This is a genomic window from Microbacterium sp. NPDC091676, assembly GCF_044756645.1.
Lineage (GTDB): Bacteria > Actinomycetota > Actinomycetes > Actinomycetales > Microbacteriaceae > Microbacterium > Microbacterium paraoxydans_D.
Window position 1 is genome coordinate 788,484 of the sequence record NZ_JBIVTI010000001.1, and the last position, 16,583, is coordinate 805,066.

The window sequence follows — 16,583 nt, forward strand, 5'->3', positions numbered from 1 at the left end:
GTCTCCCTCGAAGAGACGGCCAGTCTAGTCCTCCTGGCTTGCACAGAATCTACCCTTGCACTCTGTGGTTTGAATGTGAGCACACCCGTATCAACATGACGCCGGGCGTCGCTATTCCCGCAGCGCGGCGGCCAGCACATCGAGGGCGGCCGCGACCGACTGCGCGCGCACGGCCGCGCGATCGCCGGCGAAACGGAACTGCGCGGTGCGACTCCGCGTCGGGGTCACGACGCCGATGTGAACCGTGCCCACGGGCTGCCCATCCGGGGAGTTCGGCCCCGCGATGCCGGTGGTGGACACCCCGACGTCGGCAGCACGCCCGTCGACCGCGACGGCCTCGCGCACGCCGACGGCCATCTGTCGCGCGACCTCCGCGTGCACCGGTCCGTGGCGCTCCAGCAGCTCGTCATCGACGGCGAGCAGCGTGTGCTTCACCGGCGTCGCATAGGCGACGATGCCCCCGAGGAGCACCGCGGACGCCCCGGGGACCGCGACGAGGGCCGCGGAGAGCGCACCACCGGTGAGCGACTCCGCGACGCCGAGCGTCCACCCCCGCGCGCGCAGAGCGGTCAGGACCTCGACGGGCGTCGTGTCGCTCATCGGCTCTGACGGGCGCCGCGCACCTGAGCGACGATGTAGTCGATCCCACTGACGACGGTGAGCACGAGGACGATGATCATGAGCACGGTCGTCACGACCGTCCACGGCCCGAGCCCGATGAACACGTGCAACGGCAGGAGCGCCCATCCGAGGGCGACGCCCTGGAACGCCGTCTTGATCTTGCCCATCCAAGCGGCCGCGACCACGTGCTCGCTCGCGACGACCAGCCGATGGATGGTGATCCCCCACTCGCGGACGAGGATGATCACGACGATCCACCACGAGACCTCGCCCAGGATCGCGAGCCCCACGAATCCCGCGCCGGTGAGGAGCTTGTCCGCGATCGGGTCCCAGAGCTTCCCGAAGTCGCTGACGATGTCGTACCGACGCGCGAGGTAGCCGTCGACCCAGTCGGTCGAGATGGCGACGATGAAGAGGACGGCGGCGATCCAGCGCACTGTGAGATCGTCGAGGCCGTACGTCCCGCCGACCAGCAGGAGCACGAAGAACACGACGGCGAGCGGGATGCGCGCCACCGTGATGGCGTTGGGGAGCTGCCGAGGGATCGCCATCAGTCGCGTCCCGTCAGGCCCCAGGCGTCTTCGTCGCCCTCTGCTTCGACGACCGGCAGGCCGTCGTACTGCGCCTCCAAGGGATCACGTTCGGCGGGCGGCGCCGCCGCGGGCGCAGCCGGAGCAGCCGGAGCCGACGGGACGTCTTCGCCGCGGAGCTTCGCCATGACCTGCGGCAGCTGCTCGGGGGTCGCGAGCACATCGCGTGCCTTCGAGCCCTCCGAGGGGCCGACGACCTCACGCGACTCGAGGAGATCCATCAGGCGTCCGGCCTTCGCGAAGCCGACCCGCAGCTTGCGCTGGAGCATGGACGTGGATCCGAACTGCGAGGAGACGATGAGCTCGGCGGCCGCGAGAAGGAGCTCGAGGTCGTCGCCGATGTCCTCGTCGACCTCCTTCTTCTTCGCCGGCTCCATGGCCTCCTGGACGTCGGACCGGTACTCGGGGCGCGCCTGACGCGTGACGTGCTTGACGACCGCGTCGATCTCCTTCTCGTCGACCCATGCGCCCTGCAGACGGAACGGCTTCGAAGAACCCATGGGCGAGAAGAGCGCGTCACCTTGACCGATGAGCTTGTCGGCGCCGGGACTGTCGAGGATCACGCGGCTGTCGGTGACGCTCGTGACGGCGAAGGCCAGGCGGGACGGCACGTTCGCCTTGATGAGGCCGGTGACCACGTCGACGCTCGGGCGCTGCGTGGCGAGCACCAGGTGGATGCCGGAGGCCCGGGCGAGCTGGGTGATGCGGACGATCGAGTCCTCGACGTCCCGCGGCGCGACCATCATCAGGTCGGCGAGCTCGTCGACCACGACGAGGAGGTACGGGTACGGCTTGAGCACCCGCTCGCTGCCCGGCGGCACCTCCACCTCCCCCGCACGCACGGCGCGGTTGAAGTCGTCGATGTGGCGGAAGCCGAACGACGCGAGGTCGTCGTACCGCATGTCCATCTCCTTCACGACCCACTGCAGCGCCTCGGCCGCCTTCTTCGGGTTCGTGATGATGGGGGTGATCAGATGCGGAACACCCGCGTAGCTGGTCAGCTCGACGCGCTTCGGGTCGATGAGGACCATGCGCACGTCGGACGGGCGCGCCCGCATGAGGAGGCTCGTGATCATCGAGTTCACGAAGCTGGACTTACCGGAGCCGGTGGAACCGGCGACCAGGAGGTGCGGCATCTTCGCGAGGTTGGCGACGACGAAGTTGCCGCCGACGTCCTTGCCGACGCCGATCGTGAGCGGGTGCGTGCTCTTCTGCGCGGCTCCCGACCGCAGCACGTCGCCCAGGGCGACCGTCTCGCGGTCGGTGTTCGGGATCTCGATGCCGATCGCGCTCTTGCCGGGGATCGGCGAAAGGATGCGCACGTCGTTGGAGGCGACCGCGTAGGCGAAGTTGTTGCTGAGCTGGAGGATCTTCTCGACCTTGACGCCGTGGCCGACCTCGACCTCGTACTGCGTGACCGTCGGGCCCCGGGAGAAGCCGGTGACCTTGGCATCGACCTTGAACTGGTCGAGGACGCTCGTGATCTGCTCGACGATGCGGTCGTTCGCCTCCGAGCGGGCGACCGAGGGCGGCCCCTCGGACAGCACGCCCGGCGACGGGAGGATGTAGGGAGCCACGGGGGCCTGCGGGCCGCGGTCGCCGGGGCCCTCCGTCCCGAAGCCGTCCAGTCCGGGGAGCTCCGGCATCTCGCCGGTGTCGGACTCGTCGTCCAGGAGCGCGGTCGTCTGCTGCTCGGCGAGCGTGTCCGTCACCGAGCGGACGTCGCTGAGCACCTCGGTCGCCGCGTCGTAGGGGTTCGCCACCGTCACGGCCTGGTCGTACGCCGGGGTGGCCTCGGTCGTGGACAGCAGCGCGGTGATGTCGTCCGAGGCGAGGGTCCCCTCGTCGGGGTCTTCCTCGCGGCCGGTCTTGTTGCGCCGCCACCAGGGCAGCACGTCCGGGTCGTCGACCTTGTCGGCCTCGTCGACCGCGGCCGAGGAGTCCTTCGCCGGCTTCTCCGGGCGCTCGGCGTCGAACATCCAGGCGTAGAGGTCTCCCAGGCGGGCACCGATGCGGTTCGGCGGGGTCTTCGTGAGGATGAGGATGCTGAGGGCGGCGAGCAGCCCGAGGATGATGTAGGCCGGGATGTCGGTCAGGTACGTCAGGGGCTGCCCCACGAGCCATCCGAGCAGACCACCCGACTCGCTCAGCGCAGGCATGCCCTGGTTCGGGTGGGGACGGGGGCCGGCGACGTGGAAGATGCCCGCCAGAGCGAGCACGAACATCCCGAAGCCGATCCCGATGCGCCCGTTGTCGTGCACGGACGACGGGTGCCGGAACAGCCATCCCGCCAGGAAGAGCAGCAGCACCGGCATGATGAAGGCCACCCGACCGACGAAGAGCCCCACCGAGTAGGCGCTGATGTTCCCCGCGACCTCGTTGCCGATGAAGAACCACTCGTTGACGGCGCCGAGCGCCGCCAGGATCACCAGCAGGAAAGGGAAGCCGTCTCTGCGGTCGTCCTTCTGCAGCGTCTCCGGCCCGAAGGCCCGGAAGAGTCCGCCCACGCCGTGCGCGAGCCCGTTCCAGGCGCGCGCGGCGACGGGTGGCTTGTCCGCCTCGTCGATGTACTTCTTCGGAGCGGGCTGCGCCTTCGGAGCCGCCTGCCGCTTGGGGCGCGACGGGGCGCTCGTCGAGGCGCGCTCGGTCTTGGTGCTGCTCCTGGCCATGCCTCCACGGTACGACCCGAGACCGACATCTCCGCGTCACCACGCGGAACTCGACGATCACGGCGCGCGAGGGCACGCCGTGATCCGACGGTCAGGCCTCGATGACGAGAGGGACGATCATCGGACGACGACGCAGCTTCTGGTTCACCCAGCGGCCGATCGTGCGACGCACCACCTGCGACAGCGCGTGCGTGTCGCGCACGCCGTTGCCGGACGCCTCCTTCAGGGCGGCGACGATCTTCGGGGCGACGTCGTCGAAGACCGCGTCGTCCTCGGCGACACCGCGCGCATGGATCTCCGGTCCGGAGATGATGCGCCCGGTGGCGGCGTCCACCACGACGATGACCGAGATGAACCCCTCCTCGCCGAGGATGCGGCGGTCCTTGAGGTCGGCGTCGGTGATCTCGCCGACGGTCGAGCCGTCGACGTAGACGAACCCGAGGTCGAGCTGTCCGGCGACCCGGGCGACACCGTCCTTCAGGTCGATCACGGTGCCGTTGGAGGCGATGATCGTGTTCTGCTCGGGGATCCCGGTGTCCTGGGCGAGCTTGGCGTTGGCGATCAGGTGCCGGTACTCCCCGTGGACAGGGAGGACGTTCTTCGGCTTGAGGATGTTGTAGCAGTAGAGCAGCTCGCCGGCCGCGGCGTGTCCGGACACGTGCACGCGGGCGTTGGCCTTGTGCACGACGTTCGCGCCCAGCTTGGTGAGTCCGTCGATGACGCGGTAGACGGCGTTCTCGTTGCCAGGGATGAGGCTCGACGCCAGGATGACGGTGTCACCCTCGCTCACCTCGATGGCGTGGTCCATGTTGGCCATGCGGCTCAGCACGGCCATCGGCTCCCCCTGCGAGCCGGTCGACATGTAGACGATCTGCTCGTCCGGGAGGTCACGCGCCTTCTTGAAGTCGATCAGCACGCCCGCCGGCACCTTGAGGTAGCCGAGCTGCTCCGCGATCGTCATGTTGCGGACCATGCTGCGGCCGAGGAACGCGACCCGACGTCCGTGCGCGTGCGCGGCGTCGATGACCTGCTGCACGCGGTGCACGTGGCTGGAGAAGCTCGCGACGATCACCCGGCGGGGAGCCTTGCCGATGACCTGGTCGAGGACCGGGCCGATGGAGCGCTCCGTGGGCGTGAAGCCGGGCACGTCGGCGTTGGTGGAGTCGACGAGGAAGAGGTCGACCCCCTCCTCCCCCAGCCGCGAGAACGCGCGCAGATCGGTGATGCGGCCGTCCAGGGGCAGCTGGTCCATCTTGAAGTCGCCGGTGGCGAGGGCCATGCCCGCGGGGGTGCGGATCGCGACGGCCAGCGCGTCGGGGATGGAGTGGTTCACCGCGACGAACTCAAGGTCGAACGGTCCGACCTTCTCCTGCTGACCTTCCTTCACGGTCAGGGTGAAGGCCTTGATACGGTGCTCCTTCAGCTTCGCCTCGACGAGGGCGAGCGTGAGTCCGGAGCCGATCAGCGGGATGTCGCTCTTCAGCCGCAGCAGGTACGGAACGGCCCCGATGTGGTCTTCGTGCCCGTGCGTCAGCACCACACCCACGATGTCGTCGAGACGATCACGGATCGGCTCGAAGTCGGGGAGGATCAGGTCGACGCCCGGCTGGTGCTCCTCCGGGAAGAGCACCCCGCAGTCCACGATCAGGATCTTGCCCGCGTACTCGAACACGGTCATGTTGCGACCGATCTCCCCCAGGCCGCCGATCGGGATGACCCGGAGCGTCCCTTCGTCGAGAGCGGACGGTTCGGCCAGGGGAATGGACATGCTGTCTCCTCAGTCGGACACTCCACGCGTCCGTTCGTTCATGGTGACGCGGCTCAGCGCGTCGTGCCGTGCACCTTCGGCAGGGCGCCGCCCGCGGCCGCGTTGCGGTCGGGCCGGAAGTTCGAGAAGTCCGCGCCCGGCACGCCGTTGACGAGGTCGAGCTCGTCCTCGATGAGGGCGGCCTCCCACTCCTCCGGGCCGACGAGGGGAAGGCGGACACGCGGACTGGAGATGCGACCCAGCCCGTGCAGGATGTACTTCGCGGCGACCGTTCCGGGGACGTGCGTCATGACGGCCCTGACGAGCGGCTCCAGTCGCTTGTGCTCGGCCGTCGCCGTGGCGAGGTCGCCCCGGTTCACCGCATCGATGATGGTCCGGTACGGAGCGGCGGCGACGTTCGCCGTCACGCCGATGAGGCCGGTCGCCCCGATCGACAGGTGCGGCAGCACGTTCGCGTCGTCACCGGAGAAGTACATGAGGTCGGTCTGGTTGAGCACACGGCTCACCTCGGAGAAGTCGCCCTTGGCGTCCTTCACCGCGAGGATGTTCGGGTGCTTGGCGAGCCGGAGGATCGTCTCGTACTTGATCGGGACACCGGTCCGCCCGGGGATGTCGTACAGGATGACCGGCAGGTCGGTGGCATCGGCGACGAGCCGGAAGTGCGTGAGGATGCCCGCCTGCGTCGGCTTGTTGTAGTACGGCGTGACGATCATGATGCCGTCGGCACCGGCCTTCTCGCTGGCCTTGTACAGCTCGATGGCGTGCGCGGTCTCGTTCGAACCGCCGCCGGTGATGATCTTCGCGCGTCCCGAGGAGACGGACTTGCCGATCTCGACGAGCTTGAGCTTCTCGGGGTCCGTCAGGGTCGAGGTCTCGCCGGTCGTTCCCGTCACGACGATGCCGTCCGCGCCTGCGGTGATCACGTCATCGATGTGCTTCTCGACGGCGGGCCAGTCGACTTCGCCGTCGGCCGTCATCGGAGTGACGAGCGCGACGAGAACCTGTCCGAAGGGGTTGCCCGAGTGCGTCATGCGTCCAGCGTATCGGGTCGGATGCCGCTGCCGCGGACGCGTCCGCGTCCTCCTCCCCTGTCGGCCATAGGCTCGCACCATGGGTTGGATCACGCATGCCTCACGCACGACCTACGAGAACGCCTGGATCCGCGTCCGCGAAGACGACGTCACCGGACCGGGCGGTCGCGGCGTCTACGGCGTCATGACGGTGAGGAACCCCGCGGTCTTCATCGTCGCGATGGACGCCGACGACCGGGTCTGCCTGGTGACCGTCGACCGCTACACGGTGGGACCGTCCGTCGAGGTCCCGGCCGGCGGCACCGACGGCGAGGATCCGCGTGCCGCCGCGGAACGGGAGCTCCGGGAGGAGTCCGGGTACCGTGCGCACCGGTGGGAGCACCTCGGCAGCACGCACGCGCTCGACGGCATCGCGGAGGCCACGGAGCACGTCTTCCTGGCACGAGAGATCGAGCGCGTCGACGACGCGGTCGACAGCCGCGCGGAGGAGGGCATCGACACCGTCGAGTGGGTGGCGTTCGGGGAGGTCCTCCGGATGATCGCCGACGGTCGGATCACCGACGGGGAGACGATCGCCGCGATCGCTCTCGCCGGGATCCGCCTCGGTCGGTTCCGCTGACCGGAGGCGTCAGACCCGGCCCCGACGCGCGACGGCCGCGGTGAGGGATCGGGGCAGCACCTTCGTCACGGCGACGACGGCCTTGTAACGCAGCGAGGGGATGGACACGGACTTCCCGCGCGCGGCGTCGCGGAGTCCTTCGCGAACGACGTCGCGGGCATCGAGCCACAGGAACGGCGGCACGCCCTCCTCGCCGACCGCGAGACCCATGCGCTCGTGGAAGGAGGTGTGTGTGAAACCGGGGCAGAGCGCCGTGACGCTCACGCCGTCCGGACCGTAGGCCGTGTTCGCCCATCGGCTGAAGTCGATGAGCCAGGCCTTGCACGCCGAGTACGTCGACCGCGAGATGAAGCCGGCCACCGACGCGACGTTGATGATCCTGCCTCCCCGCCCCCGCATCGTCTGCAGGGCGGCGTGCATCAGACGCATGGAGGCCTCGACGTGCACGCGCAGGTGCCGCACCTCGTCTTCGATGTCGTTGTCGGCGAACTGCAACGGCAACCCGAACCCGGCGTTGTTCACGAGCAGGTCGATCGGGTCGTCCCGATCGCGGAGCCGCGCCGCGACGCGCTCGACGCCGGCCTCCTCCGACAGATCGGCCGGAAGGACCTCGACGGCGACTCCCCACTCGCCGCGCAGCTCCGTCGCGAGAGCCGACAGCGATTCCTCCGAGCGGGCCACGAGCACGAGATCGGCGCGCCGACGAGCCAGCTGACGGGCGAACTCGGCGCCCAGCCCGGCGCTGGCTCCGGTGATCAGTGCGGTGGGCATCAGCGCTCGTACCTCAGGAAGCGATACCGGATACCGGTGCGGGAGGTCTGCCACTCCCCCTCATCCACCACGCGCCATCCGGTCTTCGGCGGAGCGAAGGTGTCGCCGTCGACCTCGAGGTCGAGCTCCGTGACCTCGAGACGGTCGGCATCGGCGATCACCTGGCGGAAGATCTCCGCACCGCCGATGATCCACACCTTCTCCTGACCGCGGACGGCCTCGGACACCGTGGCCGCACGGCGGGCGCCCTCTGCGGTCCAGTCCTGCTGGCGGGTCACGACGATGTTGTCGCGACCGGGCAGGGGGCGGAATCGCTCCGGCAGCGAGTCCCAGGTCTTGCGCCCCATGACGACCGGCGCGCCCTGGGTGGTCTCCTTGAAGTGCGCCAGATCCTCCGGCACGTACCAGGGCATGCCTCCCTCGGCGCCGATCACCCCGCCGGCGGCCTCGGCCCAGATGAGCCCGACCCAGGTCATACCGCCACCGCCGCCCTGATCGGTGCGTGGTGCTGGTAGTCCTCCACGACGAAGTCCTCGAACCGGTAGTCGAAGATCGACTCCGGCTTCCGCGCGAAACGCAGCGTGGGATACGGGTAGGCCTCCCGCGTGAGCTGCTCGCGGACCTGTTCGACGTGGTTGTCGTAGACGTGGCAGTCTCCGCCGGTCCAGACGAAGTCGCCGGGCTCCAGCCCGACCTGCTGCGCGATCATCATCGTCAGCAACGCGTAGGAGGCGATGTTGAAGGGGACGCCGAGGAACATGTCCGCGCTGCGCTGGTAGAGCTGGCAGGAGAGCTTTCCGTCGGCGACATAGAACTGGAAGAGCGCATGGCACGGCGCGAGGGCCATATCGGGGATGTCTGCCGGGTTCCAGGCGGAGACGAGCAGGCGCCGCGAGTCGGGTGAGCGCCGGATCTGCTCGATGACCTCGGTCAGCTGATCGATGCTGCCGCCGTCGGGAGTCGGCCAGGACCGCCACTGGACGCCGTACACCGGGCCGAGATCGCCGTCCGCATCCGCCCACTCGTCCCAGATCGAGACGCCGTTCTCCTGCAGCCAGCGGACGTTGGAGTCGCCGCGCAGGAACCAGAGCAGCTCGTACGCGATGGACTTGAAGTGCACCCGCTTCGTGGTGATGAGGGGGAACCCCTGCGCGAGGTCGAAGCGGATCTGGCGCCCGAACACGCTGGTGGTCCCCGTCCCGGTGCGATCGCTCTTGTGCGTGCCGGTCTCGAGCACATCGCGGAGCAGGTCTTCGTACGGAGTCGGGACAGCGGCGCTCATGGTTGTCAGGATACCCGCCCCGCTCCCCTCGGAGGCGGTGACCGTGACGCGATCCGCGCGTCACGTACCGAAACATCGCGACGCTTCCACGGCCGCGGCTCTAGCCTCGAGGGATGTCCCCCGCGCTCGCTTTCGCCGCCCTGGCCGCGCTGCTGGTGCTCGCCACCGTGGTCGGTCTCGTGCTGCGCGGGAGAGAGGGCCGCCGCCGGGACGGCGGCGACCTGCGGTTCGATCCCGCCGACGCGGAGGGCGCGGCGCTGGGTGCCACCGCGACGCTCGTGCAGTTCAGCACGGAGACGTGCGCCCGCTGCCCCCAGGTGCGTCGTCTTCTCAGCTCGTTCGCGTCCGTGGACGCCGGCCTCGCGCACCTCGAGATCGATCTCACGCACCGCCCTGATCTCTCGGCGCGCTACCGTGTGCTGCAGACACCGACCACCTTCGTGCTCGACGCCACGGGGCGCGTCAAGGCTCGGTTCGCGGGCATACCCGCTCGCGAGAGCCTGACCCACGCCCTCGCCGCCGTCTGAGACCCCGTCTGGAGCAGATGATGACCCCTCCCCCCGGAATCGATCCGCGCGGGCCCCGCTTCGCCGCCGGGATCACCGCACTCCTGCTCGCCGTCGCGACGTTCCTGGCCCTCATCGGGATCTCCACCGCGCGGACCACCGATCGCTGGTTCGCGCTCACGGCGTCGTCGGAGTTCGCGTTCATCGGAGGAGGCGGCTGGGCGGTCTCCGCCGCAGGGCCCGTCGCGCGCGTGCTCGACCCTGGCTTCCTCCTGGCCACGCTGATCGCGCTGTTGTTCCTCTGGGGTGTGGTCTCCCCGGCCACCGCACCGTGGGGCGTCCTCTACCGCCGCCTCGTCCGTCCGCGCCTCACGCCACCCGCCGAGCTGGAGGATCCCCGTCCCCCGCGGTTCGCCCAGGGCGTGGGTCTCGTCGTGGTGGGGCTCGGCCTCCTGCTCCACCTCGCCGGCGTGCCGTGGGCCCTCCCGATCGCCACCGCCGCGGCGTTCCTCGCCGCTTTCCTCAACGCCGCGTTCGCCTTCTGCCTCGGCTGCCAGCTCTACCTGCTGCTGCAGCGCGCCGGGCTGACCGGGCGACCGCGCCGCACCGCGTGACCCCGGTTCCCGGCGGCCCGGTCGCTCGGTAGGCTGGCGACCAAGCGACGCCGCTCCCCCGGTGGCGTCAGAACCGGAGGAACCATGCCCGTCACCAGTGAAGCCGCCGCCACCTGGACCGGATCGCTCACGGAGGGTTCCGGCACGGTCGCCTTCTCCTCCTCGCACCTGGGGACGTTCCCGATCGACTGGAAGTCCCGCAGCGAGGGCAGCGACACGACCACGACGCCCGAGGAGCTCATCGCTGCGGCCCACGCGTCCTGTTTCAGCATGGCGCTCTCGCACGCGCTCGCCGAGAACGGCACCGCACCGGAGCGCGTCAACACCAGCGCCTCGGTCACGTTCAAGCCCGGCGTCGGCATCACCGGCAGCCACCTCAACGTCAACGCCACCGTGCCGGGCCTGACGCCGGAGAAGTTCCAGGAGATCGCCGAGGGGGCGAAGACCGGGTGCCCGGTGTCCCAGGCGCTCGCCGGCATCGAGATCACCCTCGAGGCGACGCTGGCCTGAACCCGGGGGACGTCAGGCGCGGGACAGGCTGATCGCCTTCCGGATGCTCGCCCTGGCGTCCTTGCGGCGTCCCGCCGCGTCCTGCACGACGCCGAGACGGTATCGCGCCCGCCAGTCCTCGGGCGCCGCGTCCGCCTCCGCCGTGTAGCGCGCGACGAGCGCGTCCGCGTCCTTCCGGGCGAGGCGCCCGCTGGGCGTCAGCTCGGTCTCGACCGGCGGCATGCCGCCCTCGGCGTCGAGCAGCCGCCCCAGGCGGTCGGCGCCGAAGCCGAACAGCATCTCGCGCACCAGCGCCCACCCGCCCACGGGTGCGAGGACCAGGAGCGTGACGCCCATCCCGATGGAGATCGGCGTCCCCACGGCGAGGAACATGACGGCGAGCCAGCCCGCCACGACGAGGTAGAGCAGGAGGGCCGCGGCCATCAGCCCGACCCCGATCCGCGACATCACGAGCGGATGCCGATGTCGAGCATGCTCTCCAGACCGACCACGACACCGGTGGCGGTGGCCGCGTAGGGCACGGCCAACCGGATACCCGGTGCGTAGGCGAGGCCCGGGTCGGTGGTGTCGTGCGTGAACGTGAGCGATTCCCCCGGACCGGACAGGATGACCTCCTGCTTGGCGATCACCCCGGGGCGGCGGAGCGAGTGGATGGGCACGCTGCCCACCTGCTGCCCCCGTGCGCGCTGGTCCGCATGCGGGGCGCTCACAGGACCCTGGGTCGCACGCGCGGCGGCGATGAGCTCCGCCGTGCGGACGGCCGTCCCGCTCGGCGAGTCGACCTTGGTCTCCCGGTGCGCCTCCACGATCTCCGCCGAGCCGAAGTAGGGCGCGGCGGCCGCGGCGAGGGCAGAGCCGAGCACCGAACCGAGCGAGAAGTTCGGGATGAACACCGCACCGGTGTCCGCAGCCTCGACGAGCGGACGGACGAGGGCGATCCGCTCCGCCGACCAGCCGGAGGTGGCGACGAGGATGTTGAGACCGTGCTCCACGGCGGTACGCACCACGTCGATGCTGACCTGCGGGGTGGAGGCATCGATCACGAGGTCGGCGTTCGCGAGCTCCGAGAGGTCGCTCGTGGACGTCAGCACGCGGCTCACCTCGAAGCCCTCGAGCTCCTCGATCACCGCAGCGATGATCGTCCCGAGCTTTCCGGTCCCGCCGACGAGGGCTACCTTCGTGGTCATGCGTCCAGTCTATTTCCGGGCGTCGGCCGGGGGTCGCGGCGCGCGGAGGCGGTGATCACACCAGCAGCGCGTCGGGGATCCCGGTCCGCAGCTCCATCGGCAGGTGGCCGGTGTCGTTGTGCGTGAGCAGGGTCCACGGCCGCCCCTGCTTCTGCGCGATCACCGTCAGACCGCAGTGCGACTGGTTGAGAGTCATCCAGCGCCAGTCCGGAGCGGCGAGGACCTCGCGCACGAACCACGAGATCACGAAGTTGTGGGTGATGAGGACCTCGTGCACGTCGCCGGTCTTCCGCACGAGGAACTCGTTGACGGCATCCGACATCTGCGCGCGGCCCGCCTCGATCTCCGCCTCGGTCACCGATCCGAAGAACGGCTCGAACACCGCCGGCGTCTCCTCCGTCATCCCCGTCGGCACGCAGTCGAACAGCAGCGCGGACGGCTCCGGGTCCACGGACGGCAGTCGACCGGCGATCGCTCGCGCCGTCTCCGCGGCGCGGAGCAGAGGCGAATGCCAGACGGCATCGAGCGGGAGGCCCGACAGCCGATCCGCGATGAGCTCCGCCTGCCGCTGGCCGCGCGGCGAGAGGGGTCCGTCGGCGAGGCCGTGCTCGGCATCCTGATGTTCACCGTGTCTGACCAGATATATGTAGTGCGTCACAACTCGCTCGCTCGCCTCTTCGCCAGCATCCGCCGGTCTTCCTCTTCCACCCTATGTCACGGGCGACGCACGCTCAGGCGCCCGCGCGGGTGAGGTCGGCAACCTGCACCCGGGACAGCGTGACACCGGCACCCTGCATGAGCTCGTCGACGTGGTCGGTCGCGAACGTGTTCACGATCGGCGCGGCGACCGTGCGCTGCGCGAGCAGCCACGCGATGGAGACGGCCGCCACGGGGACGGCCAGTTCGGCGGCCACCTGATCGAGCGCCCGCAGCACCTTGGTCCCCCGACGGTTGAGGTGCCCGCGCAGCTGCTCGCCGCGGACACCACGGGAGGCGAGCGCCTTCGTGCGGTGGCGCCCCGACAGGAACCCGTGCTCCAAGGCGTGGGACGGCGTCACGGCGAGGTTCTGCGCACCGGCCACGAGCCGGAGGTCGCCTTCGAACGGCTGCCGACGGACGAGGTTGTACGGCGTGTCGATCACCGTGATCCGCGGGTATCCCGCGGACGCGAGGATGCGCGCCTCGACGAGCCGCTCCGGGCTGAACCCGTAGGCGCCGAGCGCGCCGATCTTCCCGGCTTCGACGAGCCACTCGACCGTCGCCAGCGTGTCTTCCAGGTTGGTGGTCGCATCGAGCGTGGCGTCCAGATAGAGCACGTCGATGCGATCGACGCCGAGCCGCGTGAGCGACCCCTCGACGGCGCGGACGAGGTTGACCGATCCCAGACCGGGGTTGTCGGCGTGCGCTCCGATGCGCACGCTCAGAACGACGCGCTCGCGCTGGTCGCGAGACCGCAGCCACTGTCCGAGGATGTGCTCGCTGCGCCCGCCGGAGAATCCGTCGGCGGTGTGGATGGCGTTGCCGCCGAACTCCACGTAGCGGTCCAGGATGCCGTGGCTCGTCTCGAGATCGACGTTCCACCCGAACTCCGCCGCGCCGAGCATCAGCGGGAACGTCTCGTATCCGGTCTCGCCGAGGGCGGCGCGGATGGACTCCCCGACGCCGGGCCCGACGATCGGGATGGGGGCGGAGGGGTGGTCCTCGTGCTCCTGCGGGGCGCGTTCACCAGGTGTTCCTGCGCCTACGCTGAACAACCGCATACTCTCACCCCCGCCGTGATCGGCCGGAGCCGATCGACATCACTGCTTCGCTGGCACCCCCCGGTGCGTACTTCGAGGGTATGCGACGTGCGCGAACGTCCCGACCAATCCGGGGAACGGCGCGCAAACTTCCCATAACGTTTCGATCACGGAACAGACGACGGAACCCGGGCCCCTCCTGACGGAGGAGCCCGGGTTCCGTGTCATCCGTGTCTTACTCGGCGGCGTCCTCGGCCGGAGCCTCGTCCGCAGCGGGCGCGTCGTCGAGCACGGGCTCGAGCGACAGCTTGCCGCGGTCGTCGATCTTCGTGATCTTCACGAGGATCTTCTGGCCGACGGAGAGCACGTCCTCGACGTTCTCCACACGCTTGCCACCGGCGAGCTTGCGCACCTCGGTGACGTGCAGGAGCCCGTCCTTGCCCGGGAGCAGCGAGATGAAGGCGCCGAAGGTGGCGATCTTCACGACGGTGCCGAGGAACTGCTCGCCGACCTCCGGGTTGGTCGGGTTGGCGATCGCGTTGACCTGGGCACGGGCGGCCTCGGCCGAGGGGCCGTCGGTCGCGCCGATGTAGACGGTGCCGTCCTCCTCGATGGAGATCTGCGCGCCGGTCTCGTCCTGGATCGCGTTGATCGTCTTGCCCTTCGGGCCGATCAGCTCGCCGATCTTGTCCACCGGGATCTGGACGCTGATGACGCGCGGCGCGGTGGGCGCCATCTCGTCGGGGGCGTCGATCGCGGCGTTCAGGACGTTGAGGATGGTCAGTCGCGCGTCCTTGGCCTGGGTCAGCGCGCCCGCGAGCACCGACGACGGGATGCCGTCGAGCTTCGTGTCGAGCTGGATGGCGGTGACGAACTCGCTCGTACCGGCGACCTTGAAGTCCATGTCGCCGAGCGCGTCCTCCGCACCCAGGATGTCGGTCAGCGCCGCGTAGCGGGTCTCCCCGTTGACCTCGTCCGAGACGAGGCCCATCGCGATGCCGGCGACGGGAGCGCGCAGCGGCACACCCGCGTTCAGCAGCGAGAGGGTCGACGCGCAGACGGAGCCCATCGAGGTGGAGCCGTTGGAGCTGAGCGCCTCGGACACCTGACGGATCGCGTAGGGGAACTCCTCGCGGCTCGGCAGCACCGGCACCAGAGCGCGCTCGGCGAGGAAGCCGTGCCCGATCTCGCGACGCTTCGGCGAACCCACGCGGCCGGTCTCACCGGTCGAGTAGGGCGGGAAGTTGTAGTGGTGCATGTAGCGCTTGCTGGTCGTGGGCGACAGCGAGTCGATCTGCTGCTCCATCTTCAGCATGTTCAGCGTGGTGACACCCAGGATCTGGGTCTCGCCGCGCTGGAAGATCGCGGAGCCGTGCACGCGCGGGATGACCTGCACCTCGGCGTCGAGCGGACGGATGTCCGCCAGGCCACGGCCGTCGATGCGGGTGCCCTCGGTGAGGATGCGACCGCGGACGATCCGCTTCGTGACGGACTTGTACGCCGCGGAGAACTCCAGCGGGGCCGCGGCCGGGAGCGAGCCCGCCTCGGTGGCCTCGATGAGCTCGGCCTTGACACGGTCCTTGATCGCGTCGTCGGCGTTCTGACGCTCGGTCTTGTCGGCGATCTGGTAGACGTCGCTCAGCTCGGCGAACGCGCGCTCGGACACGAAGTCGTAGACCTCGTCGCTGTACGCGGGGAAGACCGGGTAGACGCCCGGCTCCTTCGACGCGGTGGCGGCGAGCTCGGCCTGCGCCTTGACGAGCTGGGCGATGAACGGCTTCGAGGCCTCGAGGCCCTGGGCCACGATGGTCTCGTCGGGCTTGGTGGCACCGGCCTTGATCAGGTTCCAGCTGCCCTCGGTCGCCTCGGCCTCGACCATCATGATCGCGACGTCTTCGGAGCCGTCGGCCTTGGTGACCACGCGACCGGCGACGATCAGGTCGAACACGGCCTCGGAGACCTGCTCGGCGGTCGGGAACGCGACCCACTGGTCCTCGTGCTGACCGTGGCCGGGGATGAACGCGAGACGCACACCGGCGACGGGGCCCGAGAACGGCAGACCCGAGATCTGGGTCGACGCGGACGCGGCGTTGATCGCGAGGGCGTCGTAGAACTCGCCCGGGGCGATCGAGAGGACCGTGATGACGATCTGGACCTCGTTGCGCAGGCCGTCGACGAACGACGGACGCAGCGGACGGTCGATCAGTCGGCAGACCAGGATCGCCTCGGTGGAGGGACGACCCTCACGACGGAAGAACGAGCCGGGGATCTTGCCGGCGGCGTAGGAGCGCTCCTCGACGTCGACCGTCAGCGGGAAGAAGTCGAAGCCCTCGCGCGGGTGCTTGCCTGCGCTGGTGGCCGAGAGGAGCATGGTCTCGCCGTCGAGGTAGGCGGCGACAGCGCCCTGAGCCTGCTGCGCGAGGCGGCCGGTCTCGAAGCGGATGGTGCGGGTGCCGAAGCGGCCGTTGTCGAGAACGGCCTCGGTGGCGGTGATTTCAGGACCTTCCAAGAGGTCTCTCCTTCTTTGTTTAGACTCGCGCATCCGTGTGACGCGCGAGCGTGTTCAAAGGAGCGGAACGGAAGGGTTCGGGCGCGCGGGCACTCCCGCGAATCTCGCCTGCGCTGGCCACCAGTAGAAAGCCACCCGACATGCGCCGAGGAACCCACCACAGGGGA

Annotated in this window: 17 protein-coding genes; 4 read left to right on the forward strand and 13 right to left on the reverse strand. The window is 69.6% G+C overall.

From position 1 onward, the window contains the following. Positions 1-111: 111 nt before the first annotated feature. The 5 genes from ACIQID_RS04055 to dapA all read right to left on the reverse strand — a co-directional run bounded on the left by ACIQID_RS04055 (position 112) and on the right by dapA (position 6,679). Positions 112-600, reverse strand: coding sequence for a CinA family protein (locus tag ACIQID_RS04055; protein ID WP_400282201.1), 489 nt, complete (start codon positions 598-600; stop codon positions 112-114). Then, entirely contained in the window at positions 597-1,172 is a 576-nt protein-coding gene (gene pgsA, locus ACIQID_RS04060) for a CDP-diacylglycerol--glycerol-3-phosphate 3-phosphatidyltransferase (RefSeq protein ID WP_312672887.1), read from the reverse strand. The genes ACIQID_RS04055 and pgsA overlap by 4 nt, the downstream gene beginning before the upstream one ends. Beyond that, complete coding sequence (locus ACIQID_RS04065; protein ID WP_400282205.1) at positions 1,172-3,880, reverse strand: DNA translocase FtsK 4TM domain-containing protein; 2,709 nt, start codon at positions 3,878-3,880, stop codon at positions 1,172-1,174. Before ACIQID_RS04065 ends, pgsA begins: the two co-directional genes overlap by 1 nt. Before the next feature lie 91 nt (positions 3,881-3,971). Beyond that, positions 3,972-5,648, reverse strand: coding sequence for a ribonuclease J (locus tag ACIQID_RS04070; RefSeq protein ID WP_105949656.1), 1,677 nt, complete (start codon positions 5,646-5,648; stop codon positions 3,972-3,974). A 53-nt stretch (positions 5,649-5,701) separates the two neighbouring features. Beyond that, complete coding sequence (gene dapA, locus ACIQID_RS04075) at positions 5,702-6,679, reverse strand: 4-hydroxy-tetrahydrodipicolinate synthase (protein ID WP_312672890.1); 978 nt, start codon at positions 6,677-6,679, stop codon at positions 5,702-5,704. A gap of 79 nt (positions 6,680-6,758) precedes the next feature. Between dapA and ACIQID_RS04080 the strand changes: the two genes are divergently transcribed. Next, the gene (locus tag ACIQID_RS04080; RefSeq protein ID WP_312672891.1) at positions 6,759-7,298 is read left to right on the forward strand and encodes an NUDIX hydrolase; all 540 of its coding nucleotides are present in this window, start codon (positions 6,759-6,761) and stop codon (positions 7,296-7,298) included. Positions 7,299-7,307: 9 nt separating this feature from the next. Here the strand turns inward: ACIQID_RS04080 and ACIQID_RS04085 are convergent, their stop codons facing one another. From ACIQID_RS04085 to ACIQID_RS04095, 3 genes are read right to left on the reverse strand one after another with little or no spacing between them, the layout of a single operon-like run. Next, positions 7,308-8,069: an SDR family oxidoreductase gene (locus tag ACIQID_RS04085; RefSeq protein WP_312672892.1), complete on the reverse strand. Its 762-nt coding sequence runs from the start codon at positions 8,067-8,069 to the stop codon at positions 7,308-7,310. Continuing rightward, a complete protein-coding gene (locus ACIQID_RS04090) occupies positions 8,069-8,545 on the reverse strand; it encodes a dihydrofolate reductase (protein WP_312672893.1) in 477 nt (158 codons plus the stop codon). The genes ACIQID_RS04085 and ACIQID_RS04090 overlap by 1 nt, the downstream gene beginning before the upstream one ends. Beyond that, positions 8,542-9,351, reverse strand: a complete 810-nt coding sequence (locus tag ACIQID_RS04095; protein WP_312672894.1) for a thymidylate synthase — start codon at positions 9,349-9,351, stop codon at positions 8,542-8,544. The genes ACIQID_RS04090 and ACIQID_RS04095 overlap by 4 nt, the downstream gene beginning before the upstream one ends. A gap of 113 nt (positions 9,352-9,464) precedes the next feature. Here ACIQID_RS04095 and ACIQID_RS04100 point away from each other — a divergent pair, with 113 nt between their 5' ends. The 3 genes from ACIQID_RS04100 (at position 9,465) to ACIQID_RS04110 (ending at position 10,981) form a co-directional block, all read left to right on the forward strand. Beyond that, on the forward strand, positions 9,465-9,878 hold the full coding sequence (locus ACIQID_RS04100) for a thioredoxin family protein (protein WP_312672895.1): 414 nt from the start codon (positions 9,465-9,467) through the stop codon (positions 9,876-9,878). Positions 9,879-9,898: 20 nt separating this feature from the next. Continuing rightward, positions 9,899-10,471 carry a DUF4395 family protein gene (locus ACIQID_RS04105; RefSeq protein WP_400282213.1) on the forward strand — a complete coding sequence of 191 codons (573 nt, stop codon included), beginning with the start codon at positions 9,899-9,901 and terminating at the stop codon, positions 10,469-10,471. An 84-nt stretch (positions 10,472-10,555) separates the two neighbouring features. Beyond that, the gene (locus ACIQID_RS04110; protein WP_312672897.1) at positions 10,556-10,981 is read left to right on the forward strand and encodes an OsmC family peroxiredoxin; all 426 of its coding nucleotides are present in this window, start codon (positions 10,556-10,558) and stop codon (positions 10,979-10,981) included. A 12-nt stretch (positions 10,982-10,993) separates the two neighbouring features. Here ACIQID_RS04110 and ACIQID_RS04115 read toward each other — a convergent pair whose 3' ends face one another. From ACIQID_RS04115 to ACIQID_RS04135, 5 genes are all read right to left on the reverse strand, one after another. After that, on the reverse strand, positions 10,994-11,428 hold the full coding sequence (locus ACIQID_RS04115; protein ID WP_400282216.1) for a hypothetical protein: 435 nt from the start codon (positions 11,426-11,428) through the stop codon (positions 10,994-10,996). Continuing rightward, a complete protein-coding gene (dapB, locus tag ACIQID_RS04120; protein ID WP_400282219.1) occupies positions 11,428-12,168 on the reverse strand; it encodes a 4-hydroxy-tetrahydrodipicolinate reductase in 741 nt (246 codons plus the stop codon). Before dapB ends, ACIQID_RS04115 begins: the two co-directional genes overlap by 1 nt. A 55-nt stretch (positions 12,169-12,223) precedes the next feature. Then, positions 12,224-12,826, reverse strand: a complete 603-nt coding sequence (locus tag ACIQID_RS04125) for a histidine phosphatase family protein (RefSeq protein WP_025103212.1) — start codon at positions 12,824-12,826, stop codon at positions 12,224-12,226. A 73-nt stretch (positions 12,827-12,899) separates the two neighbouring features. Then, the gene (locus ACIQID_RS04130) at positions 12,900-13,928 is read right to left on the reverse strand and encodes an aldo/keto reductase (protein WP_400282222.1); all 1,029 of its coding nucleotides are present in this window, start codon (positions 13,926-13,928) and stop codon (positions 12,900-12,902) included. A gap of 214 nt (positions 13,929-14,142) precedes the next feature. After that, positions 14,143-16,416 (reverse strand): polyribonucleotide nucleotidyltransferase, encoded by a 2,274-nt coding sequence (locus tag ACIQID_RS04135; protein ID WP_331202705.1) that lies wholly within the window; start codon positions 16,414-16,416, stop codon positions 14,143-14,145. Positions 16,417-16,583 lie beyond the last annotated feature (167 nt).